Here is a 22,608-nt window from a genome sequence, read left to right as displayed (position 1 = left end):
CTCGCCGGGGTGTGCCAGACGATTGGCCGCGCAGGTTGTGACGGCGGGGGGGGGGGGGCTCCCCCCCTGGAAAGCGACACGGCGGGGGGCGGCCGCCGGACGCCGTGGCCGCCACCCCCCCCCCCCCGCCTGCGGGTTCGGGCCCGGGTAACGCGCCTGCGGGTTCGCGCCCCGGGTCGGTCAGCGGCCCGCGTCCGGACCGTCGTGCAGATCCCACCGCACGTCCACGACGCCCTCCACCGCGCGCACCAGCCGAGCGGCGACCGGCACCAGGGACGTGTCCCGGACGCGGCCCGTGAGAGTGACCACGCCGTCGGTGACGTCCACCAGCACCGGCTCCGGGGGAGCGGGGAACAGGTGGGCGACGATCTCCCGGCGCACCTCGTCGGCGATCTCCTCGTCCGGACGGAGGAAGACCTTCAGCAGATCCGCCCGGCTGACCACCCCCTCCAGTACGCCGTGGGCGTCCACCACCGGCAGCCGCTTGATCCGGTGCCGCGCCATGGCCCGCGCGGCCTGGGCGAGGGTCGCGTCCGCATGCACCGTCACCGCCGGGGACGTCATCAGCTCACCGGCCGTCACGGCTCCGGCCTTCGCCAGGTCGGACAGTCGGCGCAGCTGGTCGAACCGGGCGGGGTCGCTGTCACGGAACTCCTCCTTGGGCAGCAGATCGGCCTCCGAGACGACTCCCACGACGCGGCCCTCGCCCTCCACCACCGGCAGGGCACTGACCCGCCACTGCCCCATGACGGCGACGATGTCCTTGAACGGGGCCTCCCGGCCCACCGACACGACGGTCTGCGTCATGACGTCGTTCACGAGATGCGGGCTGCCGTACATGGTCTCCTCCTGAAGGGCTCACGGGTCGGGGACGGACGGCGGCCGGGCCGAGGAATCGGGCGTGGCCCGGCCGGACGGATCGGCACGGCGGGGGACTTCGGCTGTCACCGCGTCCCGCTGCCGTGCGGGGCGTAGAGGTCGAGCAGGCGGACGCGGGACGCGTGCAGCCGGTGGGCGACCACCCGGCCGAGCCAGACCGCGACCGCGCGCCCGAACTCGGGGTCGTCCGCGCACATCGCGCGCACGGACTCCGCGTCGAACTCCCAGGCCCGCACCGGACTCGTCGCCTCGGCGCCCAACTGCCAGACGTACGGCGGGAAGTGCCAGGACCAGCCGACCAGTTCACCGTGGCCGAGCGACTCCACGACCGCGGCCTGCCGGCCGGGGACATGCAGGTCGAGGGCGACGGTTCCGGTGCGGATGATCCAGAACCGGTCGGCACGCCGGCCCTCCTCGAACAGCCGGGTGCCGATGTCGAAGGAGACCTCGCGGGCGAGGCCGAGCAGCCGCTCGCGGTGTCCGGCCGGAAGGCCCGTGGCCAGAGAGGTGGTGGAAGTCATCGTTCCCCCTCGGTTCGTCGCAGTCGCCGCGACCGGCCGTCCGCGCCTCGCGGCGCGGACGGCCGCCCGCCTCTCACGCGGTGGACCGAGCCAACGGGCCGGCCCGCCGCTTCCAGCGTGCGCCCTGCGGCCCGCGCGGGCCACGGGCCGCTCGGGCACGTCCTGGGGTCGTTCGGCCCAGGCGGCGCGGGCGCGGACGTCAGTACAGCGACGCCGGCCAGCCCGCCGCCACGGCCGCCACCACACCCATGTCCAGCAGGACACCGAAGGACAGCCACGGGTTGAACCACAGAGCCTTCAGCAGCAGCCCCGAGCAGGCGGCGAGGACGGCCGCCGCGGGCCACTCGGGGCTGTGCGCGGCGGTGGCCGCGCCCGCGATGACGTACAGGGCCGCCGCCATGGCCGCCAGTCCCAGCGCGGCCCGGCCCACCTCCCGGGTCTGCGGTACCCCGGCCGCGGCCAGCGCCCACGAGCGGCGCGGGTCGAACGCCCGTGCGGAGCCCTCGTGGGGCAGCCAGACCGCGAGGTGGAGCAGGCCGTGGAGGAACAGGAGGCCGGAGACGAGCAGGGTGGTCATGACGTGGGCTCCGGTTCTCGCCGCCCCTGGCCGGGCCGGGACGGCGGACAGACGTCGGCGGACGGGACCGGCCGCGATGATCAGCGTCCGCCCCCGGCGCCCCGCCCGGCAGGGGCCGAACGTCCCCCGCCGGAACCGAAGGGCCCCGCGGGAGAGCACGTGGGACCAGTGGCAGGACGAGAGGTCCGAACGGCCCTTTTCCGGCCCCGGACCCGGTGGAAGCGTGAAGGGAGGGCCACCCCGCGACCGGAAGGCGGTGAGGACCATGCAGTCACCCCTGGTGGTCGGCGTCGACGGTTCCGACGGCAGTCTCTCGGCGGTCGACTGGGCCGTGGACGAGGCCGTACGGCACGGGGTCCTGCTCCGCATCGTCCACGCGTCGCTCTGGGAGCGCTACGAGGGGGACGTGCCGTCGTGGAGCCTGCAGCGTCCCGCGGGGCAGGTGCTGGCGGAGAACATCGCGTGGACGGCCGTGGAGCGCGCGAGGCGGCGGGCGTCCGGGCTCGTGGTCTCGACCGAGGTCGTACCCGAGGACGCGGCCGACGCGCTGCTGAGCGAAGGCGCGGCGGGACGGACCGTGGTCGTCGGGTCCCGCGGCCGGGGAGAGGTCGCCGATCTGCTGCTGGGGTCGGTCGGGCTGGTCGTGGCCGGCCGGTCACCGAGCCCCGTGGTCGTCGTACGGGGCGACCGGATCGCCCTGGCGTCCCGCCACGAACGCGTGCTGCTCGGCGTCGGGGGCGGGGACATCGACGCCCCCGCCGTGCACTTCGCCTTCCGCGAGGCGGCGGCCCGCGGCTGCGAACTGGACGTCGTCAGCGCCTGGCGCCGCCCGGCCCACCATCCGGCCGACCACCCGCTCATGACCGGGGGACCGGACTCGTACCTCGAACGTCGCGCCGCCCGGCTCCTCGACCAGGCGATCGAAGCGGCCGCCGAGAAGCACGCGGACGTCAGAGTGCGCCGCACCACGGTCGAGGGCCCGGCCCGTACGGTGCTGGTCCACCGTTCGGCGGCCGCGGACCTGCTGGTGATCGGGGCCCGGAGGCGGGCCGGCCTGGCCGGCATGGAACTGGGCCCGGTCGCCCACCGGGCCCTGCACCACGCCGCCTGTCCGGTGGCCGTCGTACCCCAGGGGCCCCGCACGGCACCGGACGACTGAGCGGATCTCAGGGCCGAGTGGCCCCTGCCCGCCCGGTGACCCGGGTGCCAGAGTGAGAGGTGTTCCCGGGCGGTGCGCACGCCCGTGGAACCGTCGCTCCCGAGGAGGAGTCATGACCAGCGACATCCTCGCCCGCCCCGGACTCGGCACTGTCGTCGTCGGTGTCGACGCCTCCCCGACCGCCCGGACGGCCGCTCTGTGGGCCGCCGCCGAGGCCGACCGCAGGGGCAGTCCCCTGCGCCTGGTGCACGCCGCCGACACCGACCGGCGGGCCCTGTTCGCCGCCGTGGAGACGGTCGAGGCGGTCCGGGAGGCCGGCCGCGACCTGCTGCTCGACACCGCGCGGGCCGTCCAGGACCGCTACCCCGAACTGACCGTCACCCGTGAGCTGAGCCGCCAGGAACCCGTGGCGGGGCTGCTGGCCGCCGCCGGGCAGTACGGCACGCTCGTGGTCGGCCCGCGGGGCCTCGGCGGGTTCGCCGCCCTCGCCCTGGGCTCGGTCAGCCTCGGCGTGGTGTCCCGGGCCAGGGTCCCGGTGATCGTCGTACGCGGCGACGGGGAACGTCCCGAGACGGGCACCGTGACCGCCGCCGTGAAGGGCGCCTCCGACCTGGGCTGGCTGCTGACCGCCGCCGCCGAGGCCGAGGCCCGCAAGGCCTCCCTGCGGATCCTGTCCGTCTGGAACGTGCTCGCCCACATCGGCACCGTCGCCACCATGCTGGACGACCTGGACGACATCGCCCACGCCCGCGTCCACGAGGTGAAGGAGCTCGCCGATGCCGTGCGGCAGGCCTTCCCGGGGCTGATCGTGCACCACCGCGTCGAGACCGCCACCAGCACACCGGGTCTGCTGGTCGAGGCGAGCGCGCACACCGATCTCCTCGTCATGGGCAGCCATCATCGCGCCCTGGGCGTCGGGCCTGCCCTGGGCCGGGTCGCCCACACCGTGCTGCACCACGGGCACTGCCCCGTCCAGATCGTCCCGCCCGACTTCGCCGCCCCGGCGCCGACCCGGTGACCAGGACGCCGGCCGGCCGTGAGCACCTCCGAGTGCTCACGGCCGGGTGATGTCCCGCTGCCGGACCGTCAGACGAACTCCAGCACCTCGGCGACGGGCCTGCGTCCCGTGGGCGCGCCCGCGGGGCCGTAGCCCAGCCGCACCAGCATGTGCACATAGCCCATCTCCGAATGGGGAGCGCGGGCCGTCTCCCGCAGGTCGGGCCACTCCAGAGGCTGGGAGATCGGCGACGTGGCGAGGCCGTCGAGCGTCGCCTGGAGCAGCACCCGCTGCAGGGCCTGACCCGCCCGCAGCCAGTCCGCGGGCCGGTCGTCCCCGGTGCCGAGGATGACGATCTGCGGCCGCTCCTCGAAGGACGCGGCCGGGCGCCCCGCGATCCGCCCCGTGGGATCGAATTCCCGTACCGGTGCGCTCACCCCGTGCTGGCGGGGGCCCAGGGCGTAGGAGGGGATGCCGTCGGACGGGCCGTCCTCCTCGCGGTCGCGGACCCGGGTCCAGCCGGCGATCTCGGCCCGCAGCCCGGCGTCCATCGCCTCGGACAGCTCCGCGTCGCGCACGAGTTCCCGCAGGGTGTCGGTGTGCCACGGACCGGGCACGAGCAGTTGGGCGCCCTCCAGCAGCGCCGCCGACCGCAGCCGGTCGAGTGCGGGGCCGGGGACCCGTTCCTCGGAGAACGGGTGACGGCTGGTGTGCCGCCGCCGCAGGGCCGGACGGAGCAGGGCCAGGTCGTCCGACTCGCCGGGGTCCGTGGCGCGGCGCAGGGTCACCTCCGCGAGGAACCACGGGTTCTCCCGGTCCGGGAGCAGCCGCACCGACGTGCTCCAGCCGCGCCAGGCGGCGCCGACCCGCAGGCTGAACACCGCGGCACCCACACCGAGGTGCAGCGCGCGCAGCCGGGGGTCGCCCCGCGGCATGGTCCGCCCGGGGTCGCCGTAGATCTCGATCGTGTCGCCTCCGGCGTGGTGGAGGAAGCGCCAGGGCTGGGCGTTGTGCATGGACGGCGCGGTCACCGCGTCCTCCACCAGGGAGGTCACGAGCGCGGTGTCGGGGTGGTGGAGAGACATGGCAACTGTCCTGCCTGAGTGAGGTGACCGGACGGCCGGCCACCGGGCGCCGCTCGGGGCTCGTCGGCGCCCGTGCCGTGGAAGGCGCTGTCGCCGTGGCGGCGAACGCGGCGCACCGGCTTCGGCCCGCCGTGTCGCTGGTCCCTGAGGAGGGACGGTCGCGTGGCGCCTTCTCCTGCCACGGTCGCCGGTATCGGTCCCCGGCGACAGGGTCTAACGGTCCCCGTCCGGGGCCGTTCGGTCCGCCGTCCGGCGGGCTCGGCACACCCGCGCGCGAACGGCGAGAATGGCAGCGTGACGACTTCGCGGCGGAGGAGGCCGGCCATGTCACACACGGTGGAATGGAAGGTCCGGCTTCGTATCGTCGAGGACGACGAGGGGCAGACCAGGGCCCATGTGCTGCTCGACACCGGCACCACGGCGCTCAGCGGCCGGGGGAGGGCGCACTGTCATCCGGCGGACACCGACGTGCCGGAGATCGGCGACGAACTGGCGGCCGGGCGGGCCATGAACGACCTCGCCCAGCAGTTGCTGAACGCCGCCGAACGGGACATGGAGGGAATGGGCGCCACCCGGCGCCCCGGCCCCCGGCAGGCTCCGGGCTGGCCCATGTGACCCGGCACCCCTTCCCGCCGCCCGGCTGCACTCAGTCGCCGCTGCCGCCTGCTCCGCCTCCGCCGCATGGGCGCGACCAGCCCCGAACGGCCCGCAGCCGCCTGACGCCAGTTGACGCAGTCCCTGCGCCGCCCGGCCGCGGCCGGCCGCTTCCACCGCCCCCGCTCACGCGGCCGTGTCACCCCCCGGTGCCTGCGGGAGCCGCGGCCGGTAGTCGGCGTCGGAGCCGTCGCGCAGGGCGACCAGTTTCAGGGCCCCGGAGGTCGTGCCCTGCGCGAACTCGTCGTAGACGTCCACCATGTCCGCGAGGCTGCGGGTGCCGGTGACCAGCGGTGCGGCGTCGAGCCTGCCGCACTCCATGAGCTCCATCAGCCAGGGCACGGAGCGGGTGTCGACCTGGCCGGTGCGGATGGTGATGTCGCTGTTCCACAGCGTCTCCAGGTGCAGCGGCGCGGGTTCGGTGTGCGAGCCGACGACGGCCACGGTGCCGCCGCGGCGGACGAGCCGCGTGCTGAGCAGGAAGCTCTCCGGGTTCCCGGCGGCCTCGACGACGACATCGGCGCCCGGTCCCTTCGCCAGTTCGGAGATCACCGTCCCGGGCAGGTACGCCGCGTCGGCACCCACCCGGCGAGCGGCGGTCAGCCGGGGCCGCGACAGATCCACGGCGATGACCTTGCGCGGGGAGTACACGCGGGCGAGGGCCACCGTGGCCAGCCCCACCGGCCCGGCTCCCACCACGACCACGGTCTGCCCGGGAGCGACACCGCCCGCGCGCACGCCGCGCTCGTAGGCGGTCGGCAGCACTTCGGAGAGCAGGACGGCCACCTCGGGCCGCAGCGAGGCGGGCCAGCGGTGGGTGGACCGGTCCGCGTACGGCACGCGCACCAGGTCCGCCTGCGTACCGTCGATCCGGAGCCCGAGCAGCCGGCCTCCCACCTCGCACCGGACGTATTCGTCGGCCCGGCAGTGGGCGCAGCCCCCGCACGCCGACACCGACGAGACGACGACCCGGTCGCCGGGGCGCAGGGACGTCACGGCGGGCCCCACCTCCAGCACCTCGCCGACCGCCTCGTGACCGAGCACGGTGCCCGGTTCGACCTGCGGCACCTCTCCCCGGACCACTCTCAGGTCGCGGCCGGAGACGGTGGCCGCCTCGACCCGGACGACGGCATCCGTAGGGGCCTCGATCACCGGGTCCTTCACGACGTCCCAGGAGATCTGTCCCGCGCTGTGGTAGACGAGTGCACGCATTTGCCTCACCCCCTCCCAGACTTGGCGCGGGGGTCCGGCCGCCGGAAGGGTCGTCCGGCCCCTTCCGGCGGGTCCATGCGGCCCCCGCTCCCCGTGCCGACGGGATGTCAGGTCGCCAGCGCGTAGATGCTGCGGCCCACCAGGAACACCCCTGCTGTCAGCGACACGGCCACGAGCGCCCGGTTCTGGTGGCTCTGGAGCCAGGCGCGCAGCTTCCCCAGACGTTCGTGGGCGGCGTCGGGGGCCACGGCCGCGTAGATCTCCATGGCGAGCAGGCTGCTCGTGGCGAGGACGCAGTACACGGCCAGGGTCAGATAGGAGGAGGCGTGGGAGAGGTCGGCGCCCACCACCGTCGCCGCCCCCGCCGCCACCAGCCCCCAGGGCTGGAGCAGGGGGCCCATGCCCGCGGCGGTCCACACGGAGATCCGGTCGAGCCGTGACATCATCCCGCCCGGCTTGGGCCGCGGGGTGCCGCTCTCCTCGCTGCCGGCCTCCTCGCTGTCGGCCCGCCGCGGCCCGCGCCGGTGGCGGTACCAGCCGTACGCGATCAGTCCCACCCCGATGGCGAGCTTCACGGCGGACGAGGCGGTGGAGGGCGGCGACCGGGGCGCGGGGGGCTTGCCGCCGGTGGCGAACAGGACGATGGCGAGAACGCCCGCGAAACAGGCCAGCCAGGCGAGGATGAAGGCCAGGCCCTTCCAGGTACCGCCCTGGGCCGACAGCACCAGGACGAATGCGGTGACCGACAGCGGGAACACCGCGATCGCGAGGCCGATGATCACCAGGTCGAGGACCATCACGGCTCCCGCGCAGGCCGGCGCACCCGACCCGCCAGGCCACTGTCGCGCATGAATCCATCTTCACCGCGCCGCGAGAACCGCACAAATCCTCTGCGGGGCCGGGGCGAGGGCACTGTTCCCGCCCTCCGCCGGCAAGGGGCGTCCCCCTCCCGCTCCCACACGTTCCCGCCGCGACAGGCGGGCGGATCGGCGGCACGCTGGCACCATGCAGCCAGGGACAGGGGCCGACGGACCCGGAGGGAGCGGTCCGGACGGTGAGCCGGACGACCTGCGGCAGAGGCGGGGACAGGGGCGACGGGCGTCCGGCGGCCCGGCCTCGACGGGAACCCGGCTGCTGGAGCTGCGCGAGCGGATCGAGACGCGGTTCCCGGTGATCACCAACTTCATGTCCCGGCTGATCTCGGTGAACCTGTTCGACTCGGCGACGCGGCTGGCCGCCCAGACGTTTCTGACAGCCGTCCCCCTGCTGTTCGTGGTGGCCTCCATCGCCCCGCAGACGGTGCGGGACCAGTTCCTCGACTCCTTGCACCATGTCTTCGGGCTGGACGGAAGTGCCCAGGCCGAACTGAAGAAGGCCATCCAGGGAGCCGGTGACTCCCCGGACGAGCTGCGGCAGACGACCGGTGTGGTCGGCGGCCTGATGGTCCTCGTCTCGGCCACCGCGTGCAGCCGTGCCATGCAACGGCTGTGCGAGCGCGCCTGGAGGCTGCAGAAGGCGGGTGCGCGCCTGACCGCCTGGCGCTGGATCGTCTGGCTCGCGGCCTGGCTGGTCATGATCGCGATTCAGGGGGATCTGCGGGAAGGCTTCGGCCTCGGCCTGTGGCTGGGCGTGCCGCTGCTGCTGACGGCGGAGATCGGGATGTGGTGGTGGACGCAGCACCTCCTCCTGGCCGGGCGCATGCCCTGGCTGCCCCTGCTGCCGGGCGCGCTGCTGACCGGCGCGGCCCTGAGCGTCTTCACGTCCACCGCGTCGCTGTACGTACCCCGGGCTCTCAACCACAGCCTCGACGAGTACGGCTCGATGGGCGCCGTCTTCACCCTGCTTTCCTGGCTCATCACCCTGTGCGTGGTGGTGACCCTGTGCGTCACCGCCGGGGCGGTCGTCGCCCGCGAGCCGTGGGCGGCCCCATTGCTCGGAACCCCCGAGCTGCCGGACCCGCCGCCCGCACCGGGATCTCCGGCTCCGCAGGGTCCGCCCGGTCCTCCTGCCGGTCCGCCCAGCCGGTGACCTCATGAGGCGGCGGGGCCGTGGGTGATCATCAGCAGGACCCGTCGGCGGTCGTTGACATGGGCGATGCCCGTGCAGCCCCTCGACCACGACCGCGTCAGCCACGACGGCCTACCCGCGATCCGGCTCCCGGGGTCAAGCCCGTACGCAACGGACCTCCAGCGTGATGTCGAGCCGGCGCCCGGCCAGTCCACGGGCAGCCGTCACGCCGAAGTCGGAGCGGTCGACGCGGGTGACGGCCCGGAGCGTGAACGCGTCCGCGAACACCTCGGAGCTCTCTATCTCGAGGCCGACCGGCCGGGAGACCTCGCGGACGGTCAGCGTGCCGGAGACAGTGGTGCCGAGCAGCCGGTCGGAGACGAACGTGATCAGCGGGTACCGGCCGGCGTCCAGGAACCTGGCCGAGCGTACGTCGGTGTCGCGCCGGGCGTGGCCCGTGGTGAAACTGGCCGCCTCGACCGCCACCCGGACGCGTGAGGTGTCGGGCGGAGCGGTGACCTCGACGGTGCCGACGCGGAGGGCGAAGGTGCCGCGCACCGGCAGCAGGCCGAAGAGATGCCTGCTCCGGAAGGAGAGGGACGAACGGTCCGTGTCGATCGTGTAGTCACCGGGCCGGGGTGTCGTGGTGAGGCTGTTACCTGTCGTATCCATGCCTCCATTCCACGGCGCCGGGCACACCTCGCGGCAGGGCCGGCGGTCGGTTCCGCACCCGACGAAGGCATGCCCGTGCCGCCCGGCACCCTACTTTCGTAGGGTCCGCCCGAGACGAAAGCAGCCTGTGCCGCCGCGGGCCTCGGGCGGGCGGGGGCGATGCCCTACGGTGAGCGTCATGACCCGCGGCCCTTGGTACTGCCGGCACCGGTTCGCCGTGGACGGGCTGATCGCCGCCGCGTTCGTCGCGCTGGACACCGTTCTCACCCTCGCCGGTGCCGGCTGGTGGCCCGAACGGCCGGACACCGTCGCATGGGTGGTCCTGGGCCTCCAGGCGCTCGCCTGCGCCTCGCTCGTCGTCCGCCGCGCCGCCCCGCTGGCCGTCGTCGGTGTGCTCGGGGCGTTCACGCTCGTGGTGTCCCTGCTCATCGAGCCGCTGGGCCTGGTGACTCCGGCCCAACCGGACGGTCTGTGGGCCCCGTTGGCCACCCTGCCGGCCGCGTACGGGCCGGTCTTCCACCAACACGGCCGCCGCACCGCCTACTTCGCCCTCGCCGCGCTCACTCTCGTCGTCATGCGGCCGTGGGACGCGTCCGTGACGACCATGACGATCGGACTGCTGCGCACGGCGGTGGGGCCGCTGGTGGGGCTGTACTTCGACACCCGCCGCAAGCTGATGAGGGCACTGGTCGAGCGTGCCGAGCGCGCCGAGCGCGAACGTCATCTGCTGGCCGAACAGGCCCGCGCCGAGGAACGCGCCCGGCTCGCCGGGGAGATGCACGACGTGGTCACCCACCGGGTGAGCCTGATGGTGCTGCAGGCCGGTGCCCTGAAGGTGACGGCGCCGGACGACACGACCCGGCAGGCCGCGGAGGACCTGCGCGCCGCGGGCTGCCAGGCACTGGAGGAACTGCGCGACCTCGTCGGCATCCTGCGCACCGCGCCCGACGGCGACGGCACGCCCTCGGTCGCGGGGTTCGCCGACCTGGTCGCCGAGTCCGTGGCGGTGGGGATACCGACCGAACTCGTCCAGGAGGGCGATCCGGCGCTGGCCTCGCCCGTCGTCGGACGCACCGCCTACCGTGTGCTGCGCGAGGCGCTGACCAATGTGCGCAAGCACGCGCCGGGTGCCCGGGTGCGGGTGAGCGTGCGCTACGACCAGGCCCGGATGCGGCTGACGGTCCACAACACACCACCGGCCGGCGTCCCCCGGGGCGAGCTGGCCGGCACCGGTTCGGGCCTCGGCATCGCGCATCTGCGCCGGCGTATCGAGCTGGTGCACGGCACACTGCGTGCCGAGCCCTGTTCCGACGGCGGGTTCAGCGTCGAGGCGACGCTGCCCGCGTTCGTCCCGACCGCCGAATCGGAGGTGTGACCATGACCCGGGTGACGGTCGTGGACGACGAGCCCATGGTGTGCGTGTTCCTGCGCACCATCCTCGGCTCGGCCCCGGACATCGAGGTCGTCGACGAGGCGCACGACGGCGCGGCCGCCGTCGAGGCCGTCCGTCGAGGCCGCCCCGACGTCGTCCTCATGGACCTGCGCATGCCGGGCATGGACGGCCTGACCGCCATCGAGCACATCAACCGGCTCGCCGACCCGCCCCGCATCGTCGTGCTCACCACCTTCGACGCCGACCAGTACGTGCTGCGCGCGCTGCGGGCCGGGGCGATCGGGTTCCTGGTGAAGTCCACACCGCCCGAGGAACTCATCGGCCTCGTCCGCGCCGCCGCGCAGGGCCACACCGTCCTGTCCCCGTCCGCGGCCCGCCGCCTCGTCGCCGCGTCCACGGACACCCTCTCGGCCCGCGACCGCGCCCGCGAGCTCGTCGGCTCCCTGACCGAGCGGGAGACCCAGGTCCTGGCCGGTCTCGGCGCGGGTCTGTCCAACGCCCGGATCGCCGCCCGGCTCCATCTCTCCGAGGCCACAGTCAAGGGCTATGTCTCACGGATGCTGGACAAACTGGGCTGCGTGAACCGCACCCAGGCGGGTCTGCTGGCCCATGACGCGGGGATCGTGGAGATGTAGCGAGAGGTCACGAAGGGCCCGGGGCCGAGGACCACGGGAGCCACTACACTGCCGCGTTGTCGCCGGGCGACACAGCAACTGGCCGGAAGAGAACGGTGGGAGAGGCCATGGCAACGGGGGGATGGGGTCCTGGACCCGGCGCGGGGCAACCCGGCGGCAGCGGACCGGGCAACCAGGGCTGGGGCACACCGTACGGTCCGCCGCCGAACGGCCCCGGTGCTCCCGGAGGCCCCTACGGGCCGCACAACGGCGGCCACCCGTACGGTCCGCCGCCCGGCCCCGACCCGTATCCGTACCCCTACGGCCCGCAGCCCGGCGCACCCGTCCCGGCCGCCCGTCGCCGCAGCTGCCTCTGGTACTTCTCGCCCTTCTTCCTCGGGTTCGCCGTCCTGCGCTCCGCCCACCGCCTCGCCACCAAGCTCTTCGTGCACCAGAGCGGGGACCGGATCGTCGACCGCACCGTGGACCGCGTCCAGGTGGCCCGTACAGTGCTCGGCATCGCGGCCACCCTCGGGTTGATCCTGGTCTACGGCGTGGAGCAGAACCGCTGGGGCGACGCGGCGGAGGACGGTTTGGGCAACGCGCTGGTCATGCCGTTCCTGCTGATCTGCGCGGGACCGCTGGTGATCCTTGCGTTCATCTACTACGCGCCCCCGCATCTTCGGCCGCATCTGCGGTCCCGGCTGGGTGCCCCGCTCAAGGCGGTCGGCTGGTATCTGCTGACCGTGGTCGTCCTCGTCACGACCATCTACGTCGCGGGCCAGACCAGCCTCAAGGACAACCTGCACGGCTGGCAGATGCTGCCTCTCGCCCTGATCGTGGTGGTCGCCGTCTTCTGGGGGCTGCCCTTCCTCCTCCTGGCGTCGCTGTACTCCGCGCGCAGCGCGTTCAACACCGCCCATGTCCACCCGATGCTGCCGCCCGTGGTCACCGGCGTCCTGGTCTGGGTGCTCGCCGTCTTCAACCTGATCGGCAACGGCATGCCCGCGGGCCCGCCGGTGGCCCAGTACAGCTCACTGCTCGGCGGACCGCTGTCGGTGACCGCGATCTCGGCATGGGAGATGTGGCGCCTGCGCACCCGTTACGGCGTCACCGTCCGCCGCTGAGGCGGGCCTTCCGGTAAGCGCCGGGCTGTCTGCCCGTGTGCCGGACGAACAGGCCGCTGAACGTGCCCGTGTCCCGGTAACCCACCTCCGCGGCGATGCTCGCGACGGTCCGGTCGGTGGTCGCCAGGAGGTGCTGGGCCCGGCGCACCCGAGCCCGGTGCAGATACGTCAGAGGCGTACGGCCGGTCTCGTCGCGGAAGCGCCGCAGCAGCGTCCTCGTACTGACCCCGAAGGACCGGGCGAGGTCGCTGAGGTCGTAGCGCGAGGACAGGTGCTGGTCGAGCCGGCGCATCACGGCCGCCGAGAAGCCCTGCCCCACGGTCGGCAGGGCCGCCACGTCGACGTAGGGAGCCTGACTCGCGCGGGTGTCGTCGAGGAGCGCCACGCGGGCGGTGGCCCGGGCGACGCGAGGACCGTCGTGCTCGCGGACGAAGCGCAGCGCGAAGTCGTACATGGCGCCGAAGGCCGCCGTGGTCGTCACACCGCGATCGGTCACCACCAACTCATCGGTATCCAGGCGCACTTCGGGGTACCGGCGCGCGAAGCGGTCCGCGTACACCCACGACGTGGTCGCCGCGCGGCCCCGCAGCAGTCCGGCCTCGGCCACCAGAAAGGCACCGACGCAGATCGACACGACCGCCGTCCCCGCGGCCGCCTGCGAGCGGATCACGGCGATCTCGGGCTTCAGACCCGCGAGCGCGGCGTCGAGGTCGAGCGCCGGCGACAACTCGAAGCCCGGCACGATCAGGACATCGGCCGGGCGCACCGCCGATACGTCCACGCGTGACCCGCCGGAGGCCGCAACCCTCCGGCGCGGCGAGACCAGCGACGTCTCGTACGACGGTTCCACCGCCCCCTGTGCCGCCGCGACATGCCCCGCCATGGTCAGCAGATCGAGGACACCGAACACCTCCGAGGCGAAGCAACCGGGATAGGCCAGCACACTCACCCGCAGCGGACTCACACGGCACCTCTCCCGGGACGACGGATGGCGGGATACCCGTGACAGGTGGCGACATCACCGGTTCTCCGCCCGCACAGCGTCCCGCCATCCTTGCCGTCATGACAAGCACACGAGGACCCGGCGGCCACGCCTTGGACGACCCCCTGGACGACTTCGAGCGACGCGAGATCGGTGTCGGGGACGTCACCAAGCGCGTGTACGTCACCGGGACGGGACCCGCGGTCGTCCTCATGCCGGAGATGCCCGGCATCAGCCCCGACGTCGCGCGGTTCGCGCGATGGATCCGCGAGGCCGGGCTCTCCGTCTACCTGCCCTCCCTGTTCGGCGTGGACGGTGCCCATCCCCTCGCCGAGGCCGCCGGGACCGTCGTCCGACGCGCCTGTGTCAGCGCCGAGTTCAGGGCCTTCGCCGGCGGCGGCACCAGCCCCGTCACCGCCTGGCTGCGCGGCCTCGCACGAGTGGCCCACGCCGAGCGCGGCGGTCCCGGCGTCGGCGCCGTCGGCCTGTGCTTCACCGGCAACTTCGCCCTGACGATGGCCCTCGAACCCGCCGTCGTCGCCCCGGTCGTCAACCATCCCTCCCTTCCGCTCGACGACCCCGGCGGTCTGGAGCTGGACCCCGAGGACGCCGCAGCCGTGGCCGACCGGGTCCGGCGCGACCGGCTGAAGGTCCTCGCCTACCGCTTCGCGGGCGACAAGTGGTGCACCGGGCAGCGGTTCGCGGCCTACCGGGCCCTGCTCGGCGACGCCTTCGACGGGCGCGTCCTGCCCGCCGACGCGGCCGCCACCGACCCGCCGCCCTTCTTCCGCGACGTCGTCGGCTGCGCCCACAGCGTCGTCACCGCCCACTTCGTCGACCGGGAGGGCCACCCGACCGTGCGCGCCCGCGACGAGATCCTCGCCTTCCTCAGGGAACGGCTCGCGCCGCACGCGTGAAGGCGCCCGGCCGCGTGCGCGCGGTCCCGCCGCCGAGAGGTTGCGACGGGACCGCGCACAGACGTCAGGACGACGGCGCCGGCTGCTCCGGTGCAAGGGAGTTGCCCCGCGGGATGCGGCCGCAGTCGGACGGGGCCGTGCGGCCCTCGAAGCGGTCGTCGAGCCAGTCCAGGGCCAGCGGCGCCCACACGACGGGCACGCCCAGATGGCTGAGCAGCTCGTACTGGTTGTACTTGATGGCGGTGTTGCCGGTGGCGCAGTACTGCCGGGCGAGTGCGCGCACGTCACCGGCGACCATGACCCCGTCGCCCGTACCGACGCCCGGACGGTCGCCGAACGTCCCCTCCAGGACACCCGCGTCGCCCTGCGCGATGAAACCGGGGATCGTCGGGGTGGCGGCCGAGCCCAGGTTGAGCTTGTTCACCGCCGCGAGGAACTCGGGCACCGAGTTGGGGTCGGCGTACTGCGCCTTCGCCATCTTCTTCCAGGTCAGGCCGGGGTAGCGCCCGAGGGCGTCGACGATGGAGGCGTGCTCCACCTTGTTGTAGACGTCGAGCCCGTACGCGCTCAGATAGGGCTTGAGATCGAGGTCGTAGGCGCGTGCGGCCCCGATGACGGCCATGGGGATGACCCCGGACCACGCGAGCGAGCCGTCGACGTACTTCAGGTTGTGCGCCGGAGCCACCAGCAGGCCGCCCTCGGCGAAGCCCACCAGGGACCTGTTGACGTCGGGGGCGTAACTCGGTGCCAGTGTGGCGGCCCAGTTGGTCGCGATGGCACCACCGGAGTAGCCGATGAGACCGAACCTGGTGTCCGAGTCGAGGCGTGTGTGCGAGGACCTGGTGGCGGCGCGGATCGAGTCCAGCGTGATCGTCCCGTACTCGGGTCCCGCGGCGAAGTCGGCCCGCTGCCCCTCGGTGTCCGGGATGACGACGTCGTAGCCCTTCAGCAGCAGCGGCACCAGGAGGAGGGACTCCGCGTTGGGGATGAGGCCGCCCAGGGTGACGTCACCGGCGACCGCCCGCGACGGGCCGTCCTCGGGGTTCAGCGAGTCGTAGAACGACTGGTAGGACACCGCTCGGCTGCCGTCGCCCGTGGGGCTGCGCACGACCGTGGTGACACCAGCGTCCGGGCGGCCCTGGGCGTCCGTGGTGCGGTACAGCAGCTGGACCGCCGTGACCGGCGTGGGGATGCCGAACAGGTGGTACGGCAGCGTGCGGGTCTTGAGCACGGCACCCGGCGGGAACGACGACAGCGGTTCGCCACCGTCGTAGGAGTAGAACGGGTCGCCGGCCGAGGCCTCCGTCGCCGCGACGTCCGCGGCGGCGGAGACGGCCGGCGCGGCGGTCATGGACGCCGTGAGGGCGACGAGTACGGCGATCGTTCGAACGGCCGCGTGGGACATGGAACCCTCGATTCGTGTCAGGGGAGGAGGGGCGGATACGTCCGCTCCCGCGCGGTGCTGGGGTGCGCGGGAGATGTCATGGGCGTTGCGGCCGCGTTGCGCCCATGACTGGTGATCGACCGGTCGGCCGTGTTACCAACCGGTAGGGGAATTCCGCAGACCATGATGAAGGCCGTGCGGAACCTCGTGCCCAGTGCGTATGACAGAGGTTCGCGAGGTGAGTTGTGACCGTGTCCAACGGGGTGGAGGACGGCCCGGTGCCGCGGATCGGCGGCACGCCGGTCCATCAGCGGCTGCTGGAGGCCACACCGGTTCTCGAGTCCGCGGTGATGAGCCGGCTGGTGGAGCAGGTGCCCGCGTACGGCACGCTGCCGCCCGAGCAACTGCGCGGCGAGATCGTGAAGCAGGTGGCGGGCGGGATCCGGATGTGCGCCGAGGTACTGCGCACCGGTGAGCTGCCCGGAGAGACGGAACAGGAGGCGATCCGCGAGTCCGCGGCCCGGCGCGCCGACGAGGGCGTACCGCTGGAAGCCGTCGTCGGCGCCTACCACCTCGGCGCCGAGGAGTGCTCCGCCCATGTCCTCTCGACCGCCCGGCCCGGCGACCTGCACGACATCCTGCTCGTCCAGCGCCGCGTGCTCGGCTTCCTCCGGCTGGTGAGCAGCGCGGTGGCCGCCGGGTACGTGCAGGAACGTCAGGCCGCCCTCAGCGACGAGCAGGTCGCGCTCCAGTCACTGCTCTCCCGGCTGCTGGAGGGGGACAGCCCCCAGGCCGCCGCCGACCGCGTCGGCATCCGCCTCCCGCCCTGCTACCTGGTGCTGAGCCTCGCCGTGGGACCGCACCCGGACGAGCTGCTGCCCGGGGTGAACCATCCCGTCGTGGTGCGCCGCAAACTCCGCCGCCTGCGCAACGAACTCCAGCGCCACACCACGGGCATGGCGTTGTCCGCCCTGTCCGGTGACGGCGGGCTGGTGCTGATCCCGTGCGAGACGCCGCCCGCCGACTTCGGCACGTCGGACCGGGACCGGCTGGCCCGGCTGCTCGGGCAGCTCGCCCGCGTGTGCGGCGCCGAGCTGCTCGTGGCCGCCGTCGCCGCCACCCCCGACGGCGTCGCCGAGGCCGCCGGGCTGGCCGCCGAGGTACGAGAGGTGGCGGAGGCCTCGGGCCGGGAGCCGGGGCTGTATCTGCTCGACGACGTGCTGCTGGAGTATCAGCTGAGCCGCCCCAGCCCGGCCAGGGACGGGCTCGCCGCGCTGCTCGACCCGCTGGACCCGCGCCCCGAACTGCTCGCCACGCTGCGGACCTTCCTCGCCTGCGGTCAGGACCGGCGCCAGGCCGCCGCCCGGCTCCAGGTGCATCCGAACACGGTGGACTACCGCCTGCGCAGGGCGACGGACCTCACCGGCCTGGACGCGGCCCGGGGCGCCGACCTGCTCACCCTGCACGCGGCGCTGGCCGCCCACGACGCCGTACGGCGGGGCGAGCCGGGCGCCGGGCCGGCGTGACCTGACCGGACCTGGCCGGCATGACCTGACCGCGGCGGGCCGGCGTGACCTGACCGGACCGGGAGAGTCCCGGTCCGGATACCTGGAATCCGAACGGCCGTGGTGGCCGGGGCCCGGCGACGGGCCCCGGCCCCGCTCAGAACTCCGGATCGGCCCTGCCTCAGCGGTCCGCCGCGCTGCCCCGGACGACGCACGACCTGTTGTTCTCCCAGCCCCAGCCGTCACCGTCGGGGTCGGACGCACTGCCGTTCACACAGTAGGGGTAGCCGTTCGGAGCCGTTCCGCCTCCCGGCGAACCACCCGTGTCCGCGGCGCTTCCGCGCACGACACAGGAGGCGCTGTTCTCCCAGCCCCAGCCGTCACCGTCCGGGTCCGACGCACTGCCGTTGACGCAGTACGGGTAACCGTTCGGCGCGGTCCCGCCGCCGGGGCTGCCCCCGCCGCCGTAGACGGTGGCGACGCGGGAGGTGGAGACGATGCCGTTGGCCCCGTTGAACAGGCGCCGGCCCCAACTGGTCAGGGAGCCCGCGTTGAAGTCGCTGACCAGGTCGAGGTACTCGACGCCGCTGCCGTTGCCGCTCCAGGACCAGCCGAGGTAACCCACGCGCAGCGACTGGGCGGTGGCCATGATGGCGTCCTCGTCAGGGTTGCCGTCACTGTGCTGGTCGCCGAACTCACCCACCACGACGGGGAGTCGGTTGTTGACGAAGTGGTTGAGGTAGGCCTGGACCTCGGCGGCGGTGTCGTAGACGCCGTACATGTGGATGGAGAAGACGGTGTTGCGGTCGGGGTCGGCGGCGAACACGGACGCGGCGTTGTCGCGCATGGTGTTCGACCAGTCCTGGCCCCAGTTGGGGGCGTCGACCATCAGCATGTTGTTGATGCCGGCGTTGCGCAGCTTGACGATGGCGTTCTTGGTGTCCTGCGTCCAAGCGCCGTACCCGCTGTTGCCGAACGGCTCGTTGCCGATGTTGACGACCACGTAGTCCTCCTGGCCGGCCAGCGCGCTCTTGATGCCGATCCAGTAGTTGGCCGCCTTGTCGAGAGACGCGGCGGCCGAGTCCTCTCCGTAGCCGGTGGTGTCGTGCACCTCCAGGACACAGATGACCTTGCCGGCCTTGCACTGGCTGATGAGGGAGGAGACCGTGGAGCTGGTCGTCTTCGTCCAGCGGTCGCCGCTGGAGAGCACGACGCGGACGGTGTTGGCGCCCTTGGCCGCGATGTCGGCGATGGAGCTCGTCCTGTCCGGATACCAGGCGTGGGCGTGGTTGACACCGCGCATCACGAACTCGTTGCCGTTCGCCTCGTAGACGCGGCCGTTGCTCACGCGCAGACCGGTTGCGGCGGCCTGTGCCTCGCCGACGGAACTGCCGAGGACGGACAGCAGCAGGCCGATGACCGCGGTCAGCGCCGCGGCGGCTGTGACGCGCCAGGTACTCGTGAGTCTTGACTGTGAATGTGCCATGTCTCTCCTCAGAGGGAAGGGGGACAGATGTCGCCTCGCCCAGCCGCCGAAGCGGGGCTGCGCGGGGCGTCGGTCGGGTGCCGTCGGCCGCGGGCCGACAGCTGATTCCGGTTTTCCGCCGAGCGGAGCGGCCGACGCGAGGCGCGGCGAAGTATGCTTCTGCGCGTCTCGCGACTGACAACGTTGTCTAGCTCTAACGAAGGCGGGGGTGTGCCGACTGAGCAGGTGGGTGCCCGCCGGACCGGAACGTCGGCCGACGTGTCTCCATAAGAGCACTTCATGTTTCGGTCATGTCAATAGACGCGTCAATGAATTCCCGTTTCTCTGCGCGATGCGGGCCACGGGGGCACTAAACAGAAACTAAATCGTCCCCTTCTCTGTCGAGCCCGTTGCCCGGGCACTCGACTTCCCCTACTTTTGACGCCGAAGGCAGGTCGTCCGGCCGCGGTCCGTCCGGCCACTCGGGGCGGGCCGGGGAGGGTCCGCCGGGCGAGTCGTGCGGGCAGCCGCCGTGCTCGGCGGGACGGGTCGGCCTGGTCATCGGTGTGCCTCATGTGTCGACCGGGGGAGGACGGGCGGGGTCGACGGGTCGTCCGTGGTCGGCAACCCCTTCCACGACACCGCTGACACGACAGCCACACGGGTCGGAGCAGGTCAGAACCCATCCGTGTGGCCCCACCCGACTCGGTTCACCGGCCGGTCGCGTCGAGGCTTCCCCTCGCCTCCGTCGCGAACGGTGGATTCTCGAAGTCCGCTCGTCCTTCGACGGCGGGCGGGCGCGGGGGTCGATCGGCCGAGGGGAGGGGTGCCGCACCTGGTCCACGACGACGTGCCGGCCCGAGCCGGCAGCCCGTGAGCGCGAGCCCCTCCGTACTTCCGGCGCCGCCGAACCGCCGGAGGGGAGCCGTCAGACTCAGTCGCTATACCGGTTTAATAACAGAGCTCTCCCGGTGAGGGTATTACGTCAACCGGCGGTTAACGTAATCGGGTGGATCTACTGGAACCGATCATCAAACCCTACGCTTGGGGTTCTCATGAGGCGCTGGCCCGGCTACAGGGTCGTGCCGCACCGTCCGCGGGACCCGAGGCGGAACTGTGGATGGGAGAGCACCCGGCCGGGCCCGCGGGTGTCACACGCGACGGACGGACCCGCAGCCTGCGGGACGTGGTCAGCGGCGCCCCCGAACGGGAGCTCGGCGCGGACTGCGTCGCCCGTTTCGGCGGCCGGCTCCCCTTCCTGCTCAAGGTGCTCGCGGCGGACCAGCCCCTGTCCATCCAGGTGCACCCCGACCGGGAGCAGGCTCTTGCCGCGTTCACCGAGCAGACCGTGAGCGGGGGAGAGGGCCCCTACTCCGACGACTGGCCCAAGCCCGAGCTCCTCTACGCGCTGAGCCCCTTCGAGGTCCTCGCCGGCTTCCGCCCGCGCGCGCAGGCCGCCGCCGTTCTGGACGGCCTCGGTGTGGAGAGGCTGCGCCCCGTCGTGGTGCTCCTCGGCGGTGAGGGTGACGACACCGCGCTCATGGCGGCATTCCAGGCCCTTTTGGAATGGCCGGAGCAGGACCGCGTATCGCTGGTGCGTGAGGTCGTGCGGGCGAGCGCTCGGCTGGCGGACGAGCCCGGCTCCCACGCGGAGGCCTATGGCGCGGTGGTGCGCATGGCACGGCACCACGTCGACGACCTCGGCCTGGTGGCCTCGCTGCTGATGCGCCATCAGGTCCTGGATCCGGGCCACGCGTTGTACATGCCGGCCGGCGGACTGCACGCGTACGTGCGGGGCGTGGGCGTGGAGCTCATGGCGGCCTCCGACAACGTCCTCCGCGCAGGTCTGACGACGAAGGAGGTGAACGTACCGGAGCTGCTGCGGATCACCGATCCCACGGTCCAGGTCCCCGTCGTACACTCGCGTGCGGTCGCCGGACCGAGTCATACGCGTATGTACGAGTGCCCGGCGGAGGAGTTCACCCTCTACCGTGCGGAGCTCACCGCCACGGCCGTTCCGCTCGTGCCGTCGGCCGGACCGCGCATCGTTCTGTGTACCGCGGGTGTGGCACGGCTGCGTGGCCCGGACGGCGAGACGCTGTCCCTCCGCCGGGGCGACTCCTGTTTTCTGCCCGACTCCGACCGGGGAATCACGGCGGAAGGGTCCGGGACCCTTTTCGTGGCAGGCACGGGGCTGGCTGTCCACCGGCCCTGAGCCTCTCGGTGCGCGGACAAGGGGCGGCGCCGGGAAGAAATTCGGGCTAGCCCGCAATCATCTTCTGACAACGTTGTCGGAAGCCAGCGTCGTCAGACCCCTCGCCCATACGGCCGGCCGGCGTCCCAACGACGAACAGAGAAATGAGCACCTAGGTGTACGCAGCAATCGATATCGGCGGCACAAAGATCGCGGGAGCGCTGATCGACGACGCCGGTGGAATCGTCGAACGGGCCGAACTGCCCACGCCGGCCCGCGAGTCCACCTCTCGTCTCAGCGGCACCGTCGACACCGTGATCGATGCGCTCGCCGCCCATCCTGCCTGGCGCGCCGTTTGCGCGATGGGCATCGCCAGCGCAGGGCCGGTGGACATGGCCGAGGGCACCGTGAGTCCGGTGAACATCCCTGCATGGCGCTCGTTTCCGCTGGTCGAGAGCGTGCGCGCGCATCCGCTGGTGTCCGACGCCATCGATCCCGTGCTGCTCGGTGACGCCGTGGCGGTGGCGGCCGCGGAGCACTGGCGCGGCGCCGCACGCGGCGTCAGGAACGCCCTGTGCATGGTGGTCTCGACCGGGGTGGGGGGCGGCTACGTCCTGGAGGGCGAACTGCATCCCGGGCCTTCCGGCAACGCCGGCCACATCGGGCACATCTCGGTGGACATGGACGGCCCGCCTTGCGCGTGCGGTGCGCGGGGATGTGTCGAGGGCTACGCGAGCGGCACGGCGATCGCCCGCCACGCGGTGCGGCTCGGCTGGACTCCCCCGGCGGGCCAGGAGGCGACCGCGGCAGCCGTGGCCGTCGCGGCCGGCGCGGGCGACGACCGTGCCCTTGCCGCGTTCGACCGGTCGGCACGGGCCCTGGCGGCGGCCATCGCGGGCAGTGCCACCCTGCTCGAGATCGAGGTCGCGGTGATCGGCGGGGGAGTCGCCCAGGCCGGAGACATCCTTTTCACCCCGCTCCGGCGTCATCTGCGCAGCTTCGCGGTGCTCGACTTCGCCCGGCGGGTGACGGTCCGGCCCGCCGAGCTGGCGAGGGACGCCGGTCTGGTCGGGGCGGCCGCCGCCGCCCGGCGCCATGTGCACGACGGCGGTGCCCCGATCGCCGTTGAATGACGCAGGACGGTCTGTTCGGGGAAGCGGCCCTTGCTCACCTCGTCCGGCCGGTTCCCCGCGTCGCACGACCGGGGGCGGGCGGGCTCCCGGAGCGCGGAGAGCGGGCGACGGCCGCTGCTGTCGTACGGGTA

Annotated in this window: 21 protein-coding genes; 11 read left to right on the top strand and 10 right to left on the bottom strand. The window is 73.0% G+C overall.

Annotated elements, in window-relative coordinates:
• Nucleotides 1-180 precede the first annotated feature (180 nt).
• The 3 genes from ACZ6SQ_RS15595 to ACZ6SQ_RS15585 form a co-directional block, all read right to left on the bottom strand.
• Entirely contained in the window at nucleotides 181-840 is a 660-nt protein-coding gene (locus ACZ6SQ_RS15595; RefSeq protein ID WP_469561549.1) for a CBS domain-containing protein, read from the bottom strand.
• A gap of 104 nt (nucleotides 841-944) precedes the next feature.
• Nucleotides 945-1,400 carry a cyclic nucleotide-binding domain-containing protein gene (locus ACZ6SQ_RS15590; RefSeq protein WP_469561546.1) on the bottom strand — a complete coding sequence of 152 codons (456 nt, stop codon included), beginning with the start codon at nucleotides 1,398-1,400 and terminating at the stop codon, nucleotides 945-947.
• Nucleotides 1,401-1,599: 199 nt separating this feature from the next.
• Complete coding sequence (locus ACZ6SQ_RS15585; RefSeq protein ID WP_469561543.1) at nucleotides 1,600-1,977, bottom strand: hypothetical protein; 378 nt, start codon at nucleotides 1,975-1,977, stop codon at nucleotides 1,600-1,602.
• A 256-nt stretch (nucleotides 1,978-2,233) separates the two neighbouring features.
• Between ACZ6SQ_RS15585 and ACZ6SQ_RS15580 the strand changes: the two genes are divergently transcribed.
• Both ACZ6SQ_RS15580 and ACZ6SQ_RS15575 read left to right on the top strand, forming a co-directional pair.
• A complete protein-coding gene (locus ACZ6SQ_RS15580) occupies nucleotides 2,234-3,136 on the top strand; it encodes a universal stress protein (RefSeq protein WP_469561540.1) in 903 nt (300 codons plus the stop codon).
• A gap of 112 nt (nucleotides 3,137-3,248) precedes the next feature.
• On the top strand, nucleotides 3,249-4,154 hold the full coding sequence (locus ACZ6SQ_RS15575; RefSeq protein WP_469561537.1) for a universal stress protein: 906 nt from the start codon (nucleotides 3,249-3,251) through the stop codon (nucleotides 4,152-4,154).
• A 68-nt stretch (nucleotides 4,155-4,222) separates the two neighbouring features.
• On the opposite strand, the gene ACZ6SQ_RS15570 is transcribed toward ACZ6SQ_RS15575, so the two are convergent.
• Entirely contained in the window at nucleotides 4,223-5,218 is a 996-nt protein-coding gene (locus tag ACZ6SQ_RS15570) for an Acg family FMN-binding oxidoreductase (protein WP_469561534.1), read from the bottom strand.
• 324 nt (nucleotides 5,219-5,542) lie between these two features.
• Here ACZ6SQ_RS15570 and ACZ6SQ_RS15565 point away from each other — a divergent pair, with 324 nt between their 5' ends.
• Complete coding sequence (locus ACZ6SQ_RS15565; protein ID WP_469561531.1) at nucleotides 5,543-5,833, top strand: DUF1876 domain-containing protein; 291 nt, start codon at nucleotides 5,543-5,545, stop codon at nucleotides 5,831-5,833.
• A gap of 165 nt (nucleotides 5,834-5,998) precedes the next feature.
• On the opposite strand, the gene ACZ6SQ_RS15560 is transcribed toward ACZ6SQ_RS15565, so the two are convergent.
• Both ACZ6SQ_RS15560 and ACZ6SQ_RS15555 read right to left on the bottom strand, forming a co-directional pair.
• Nucleotides 5,999-7,084, bottom strand: coding sequence for an alcohol dehydrogenase catalytic domain-containing protein (locus tag ACZ6SQ_RS15560; RefSeq protein WP_469561528.1), 1,086 nt, complete (start codon nucleotides 7,082-7,084; stop codon nucleotides 5,999-6,001).
• A gap of 107 nt (nucleotides 7,085-7,191) precedes the next feature.
• Complete coding sequence (locus ACZ6SQ_RS15555; RefSeq protein WP_469561527.1) at nucleotides 7,192-7,881, bottom strand: GAP family protein; 690 nt, start codon at nucleotides 7,879-7,881, stop codon at nucleotides 7,192-7,194.
• 208 nt (nucleotides 7,882-8,089) lie between these two features.
• On the opposite strand from ACZ6SQ_RS15555, the gene ACZ6SQ_RS15550 reads away from it, so the two are divergent.
• On the top strand, nucleotides 8,090-9,112 hold the full coding sequence (locus ACZ6SQ_RS15550) for a YhjD/YihY/BrkB family envelope integrity protein (protein WP_469561524.1): 1,023 nt from the start codon (nucleotides 8,090-8,092) through the stop codon (nucleotides 9,110-9,112).
• Nucleotides 9,113-9,247: 135 nt separating this feature from the next.
• Here ACZ6SQ_RS15550 and ACZ6SQ_RS15545 read toward each other — a convergent pair whose 3' ends face one another.
• The gene (locus ACZ6SQ_RS15545) at nucleotides 9,248-9,763 is read right to left on the bottom strand and encodes a YceI family protein (protein WP_469561521.1); all 516 of its coding nucleotides are present in this window, start codon (nucleotides 9,761-9,763) and stop codon (nucleotides 9,248-9,250) included.
• A 178-nt stretch (nucleotides 9,764-9,941) separates the two neighbouring features.
• Here ACZ6SQ_RS15545 and ACZ6SQ_RS15540 point away from each other — a divergent pair, with 178 nt between their 5' ends.
• The 3 genes from ACZ6SQ_RS15540 (at nucleotide 9,942) to ACZ6SQ_RS15530 (ending at nucleotide 12,897) form a co-directional block, all read left to right on the top strand.
• Complete coding sequence (locus ACZ6SQ_RS15540; RefSeq protein ID WP_469561520.1) at nucleotides 9,942-11,138, top strand: sensor histidine kinase; 1,197 nt, start codon at nucleotides 9,942-9,944, stop codon at nucleotides 11,136-11,138.
• A 2-nt stretch (nucleotides 11,139-11,140) separates the two neighbouring features.
• Nucleotides 11,141-11,791, top strand: a complete 651-nt coding sequence (locus ACZ6SQ_RS15535; RefSeq protein ID WP_469561518.1) for a response regulator — start codon at nucleotides 11,141-11,143, stop codon at nucleotides 11,789-11,791.
• A 107-nt stretch (nucleotides 11,792-11,898) separates the two neighbouring features.
• The gene (locus ACZ6SQ_RS15530; protein WP_469561515.1) at nucleotides 11,899-12,897 is read left to right on the top strand and encodes a hypothetical protein; all 999 of its coding nucleotides are present in this window, start codon (nucleotides 11,899-11,901) and stop codon (nucleotides 12,895-12,897) included.
• Here the strand turns inward: ACZ6SQ_RS15530 and ACZ6SQ_RS15525 are convergent.
• A complete protein-coding gene (locus ACZ6SQ_RS15525; protein ID WP_469561513.1) occupies nucleotides 12,881-13,861 on the bottom strand; it encodes a GlxA family transcriptional regulator in 981 nt (326 codons plus the stop codon). The genes ACZ6SQ_RS15530 and ACZ6SQ_RS15525 overlap by 17 nt on opposite strands.
• A 98-nt stretch (nucleotides 13,862-13,959) precedes the next feature.
• Between ACZ6SQ_RS15525 and ACZ6SQ_RS15520 the strand changes: the two genes are divergently transcribed.
• Entirely contained in the window at nucleotides 13,960-14,796 is an 837-nt protein-coding gene (locus ACZ6SQ_RS15520; RefSeq protein WP_469561511.1) for a dienelactone hydrolase family protein, read from the top strand.
• A gap of 64 nt (nucleotides 14,797-14,860) precedes the next feature.
• On the opposite strand, the gene ACZ6SQ_RS15515 is transcribed toward ACZ6SQ_RS15520, so the two are convergent.
• Nucleotides 14,861-16,201: a lipase family protein gene (locus tag ACZ6SQ_RS15515; protein ID WP_469561508.1), complete on the bottom strand. Its 1,341-nt coding sequence runs from the start codon at nucleotides 16,199-16,201 to the stop codon at nucleotides 14,861-14,863.
• Between the two features lie 230 nt (nucleotides 16,202-16,431).
• Between ACZ6SQ_RS15515 and ACZ6SQ_RS15510 the strand changes: the two genes are divergently transcribed.
• Nucleotides 16,432-17,706 (top strand): PucR family transcriptional regulator, encoded by a 1,275-nt coding sequence (locus tag ACZ6SQ_RS15510; protein ID WP_469561504.1) that lies wholly within the window; start codon nucleotides 16,432-16,434, stop codon nucleotides 17,704-17,706.
• A 160-nt stretch (nucleotides 17,707-17,866) separates the two neighbouring features.
• On the opposite strand, the gene ACZ6SQ_RS15505 is transcribed toward ACZ6SQ_RS15510, so the two are convergent.
• Nucleotides 17,867-19,171: a cellulase family glycosylhydrolase gene (locus tag ACZ6SQ_RS15505; protein ID WP_469561501.1), complete on the bottom strand. Its 1,305-nt coding sequence runs from the start codon at nucleotides 19,169-19,171 to the stop codon at nucleotides 17,867-17,869.
• A gap of 988 nt (nucleotides 19,172-20,159) precedes the next feature.
• Between ACZ6SQ_RS15505 and manA the strand changes: the two genes are divergently transcribed.
• Nucleotides 20,160-21,365, top strand: a complete 1,206-nt coding sequence (gene manA, locus ACZ6SQ_RS15500) for a mannose-6-phosphate isomerase, class I (RefSeq protein ID WP_469561498.1) — start codon at nucleotides 20,160-20,162, stop codon at nucleotides 21,363-21,365.
• 155 nt (nucleotides 21,366-21,520) lie between these two features.
• Entirely contained in the window at nucleotides 21,521-22,477 is a 957-nt protein-coding gene (locus ACZ6SQ_RS15495) for an ROK family protein (protein ID WP_469561496.1), read from the top strand.
• The last annotated feature ends 131 nt before the right edge of the window (nucleotides 22,478-22,608 follow it).

The organism is Streptomyces sp. NPDC048600 (assembly GCF_055587025.1).
This window is presented reverse-complemented; position numbering and strand designations above follow the sequence as displayed.

Coding starts and splice junctions, on each gene's coding strand:
- ACZ6SQ_RS15595 (WP_469561549.1), bottom strand. CDS start 840: ATGTACGGCAGCCCGCATCTCGTGAACGACGTCATGACGCAGACCGTC.
- ACZ6SQ_RS15590 (WP_469561546.1), bottom strand. CDS start 1,400: ATGACTTCCACCACCTCTCTGGCCACGGGCCTTCCGGCCGGACACCGC.
- ACZ6SQ_RS15585 (WP_469561543.1), bottom strand. CDS start 1,977: ATGACCACCCTGCTCGTCTCCGGCCTCCTGTTCCTCCACGGCCTGCTC.
- ACZ6SQ_RS15575 (WP_469561537.1), top strand. CDS start 3,249: ATGACCAGCGACATCCTCGCCCGCCCCGGACTCGGCACTGTCGTCGTC.
- ACZ6SQ_RS15570 (WP_469561534.1), bottom strand. CDS start 5,218: ATGTCTCTCCACCACCCCGACACCGCGCTCGTGACCTCCCTGGTGGAG.
- ACZ6SQ_RS15565 (WP_469561531.1), top strand. CDS start 5,543: ATGTCACACACGGTGGAATGGAAGGTCCGGCTTCGTATCGTCGAGGAC.
- ACZ6SQ_RS15560 (WP_469561528.1), bottom strand. CDS start 7,084: ATGCGTGCACTCGTCTACCACAGCGCGGGACAGATCTCCTGGGACGTC.
- ACZ6SQ_RS15555 (WP_469561527.1), bottom strand. CDS start 7,881: ATGGTCCTCGACCTGGTGATCATCGGCCTCGCGATCGCGGTGTTCCCG.
- ACZ6SQ_RS15550 (WP_469561524.1), top strand. CDS start 8,090: ATGCAGCCAGGGACAGGGGCCGACGGACCCGGAGGGAGCGGTCCGGAC.
- ACZ6SQ_RS15545 (WP_469561521.1), bottom strand. CDS start 9,763: ATGGATACGACAGGTAACAGCCTCACCACGACACCCCGGCCCGGTGAC.
- ACZ6SQ_RS15540 (WP_469561520.1), top strand. CDS start 9,942: ATGACCCGCGGCCCTTGGTACTGCCGGCACCGGTTCGCCGTGGACGGG.
- ACZ6SQ_RS15535 (WP_469561518.1), top strand. CDS start 11,141: ATGACCCGGGTGACGGTCGTGGACGACGAGCCCATGGTGTGCGTGTTC.
- ACZ6SQ_RS15530 (WP_469561515.1), top strand. CDS start 11,899: ATGGCAACGGGGGGATGGGGTCCTGGACCCGGCGCGGGGCAACCCGGC.
- ACZ6SQ_RS15520 (WP_469561511.1), top strand. CDS start 13,960: ATGACAAGCACACGAGGACCCGGCGGCCACGCCTTGGACGACCCCCTG.
- ACZ6SQ_RS15515 (WP_469561508.1), bottom strand. CDS start 16,201: ATGTCCCACGCGGCCGTTCGAACGATCGCCGTACTCGTCGCCCTCACG.
- ACZ6SQ_RS15505 (WP_469561501.1), bottom strand. CDS start 19,171: ATGGCACATTCACAGTCAAGACTCACGAGTACCTGGCGCGTCACAGCC.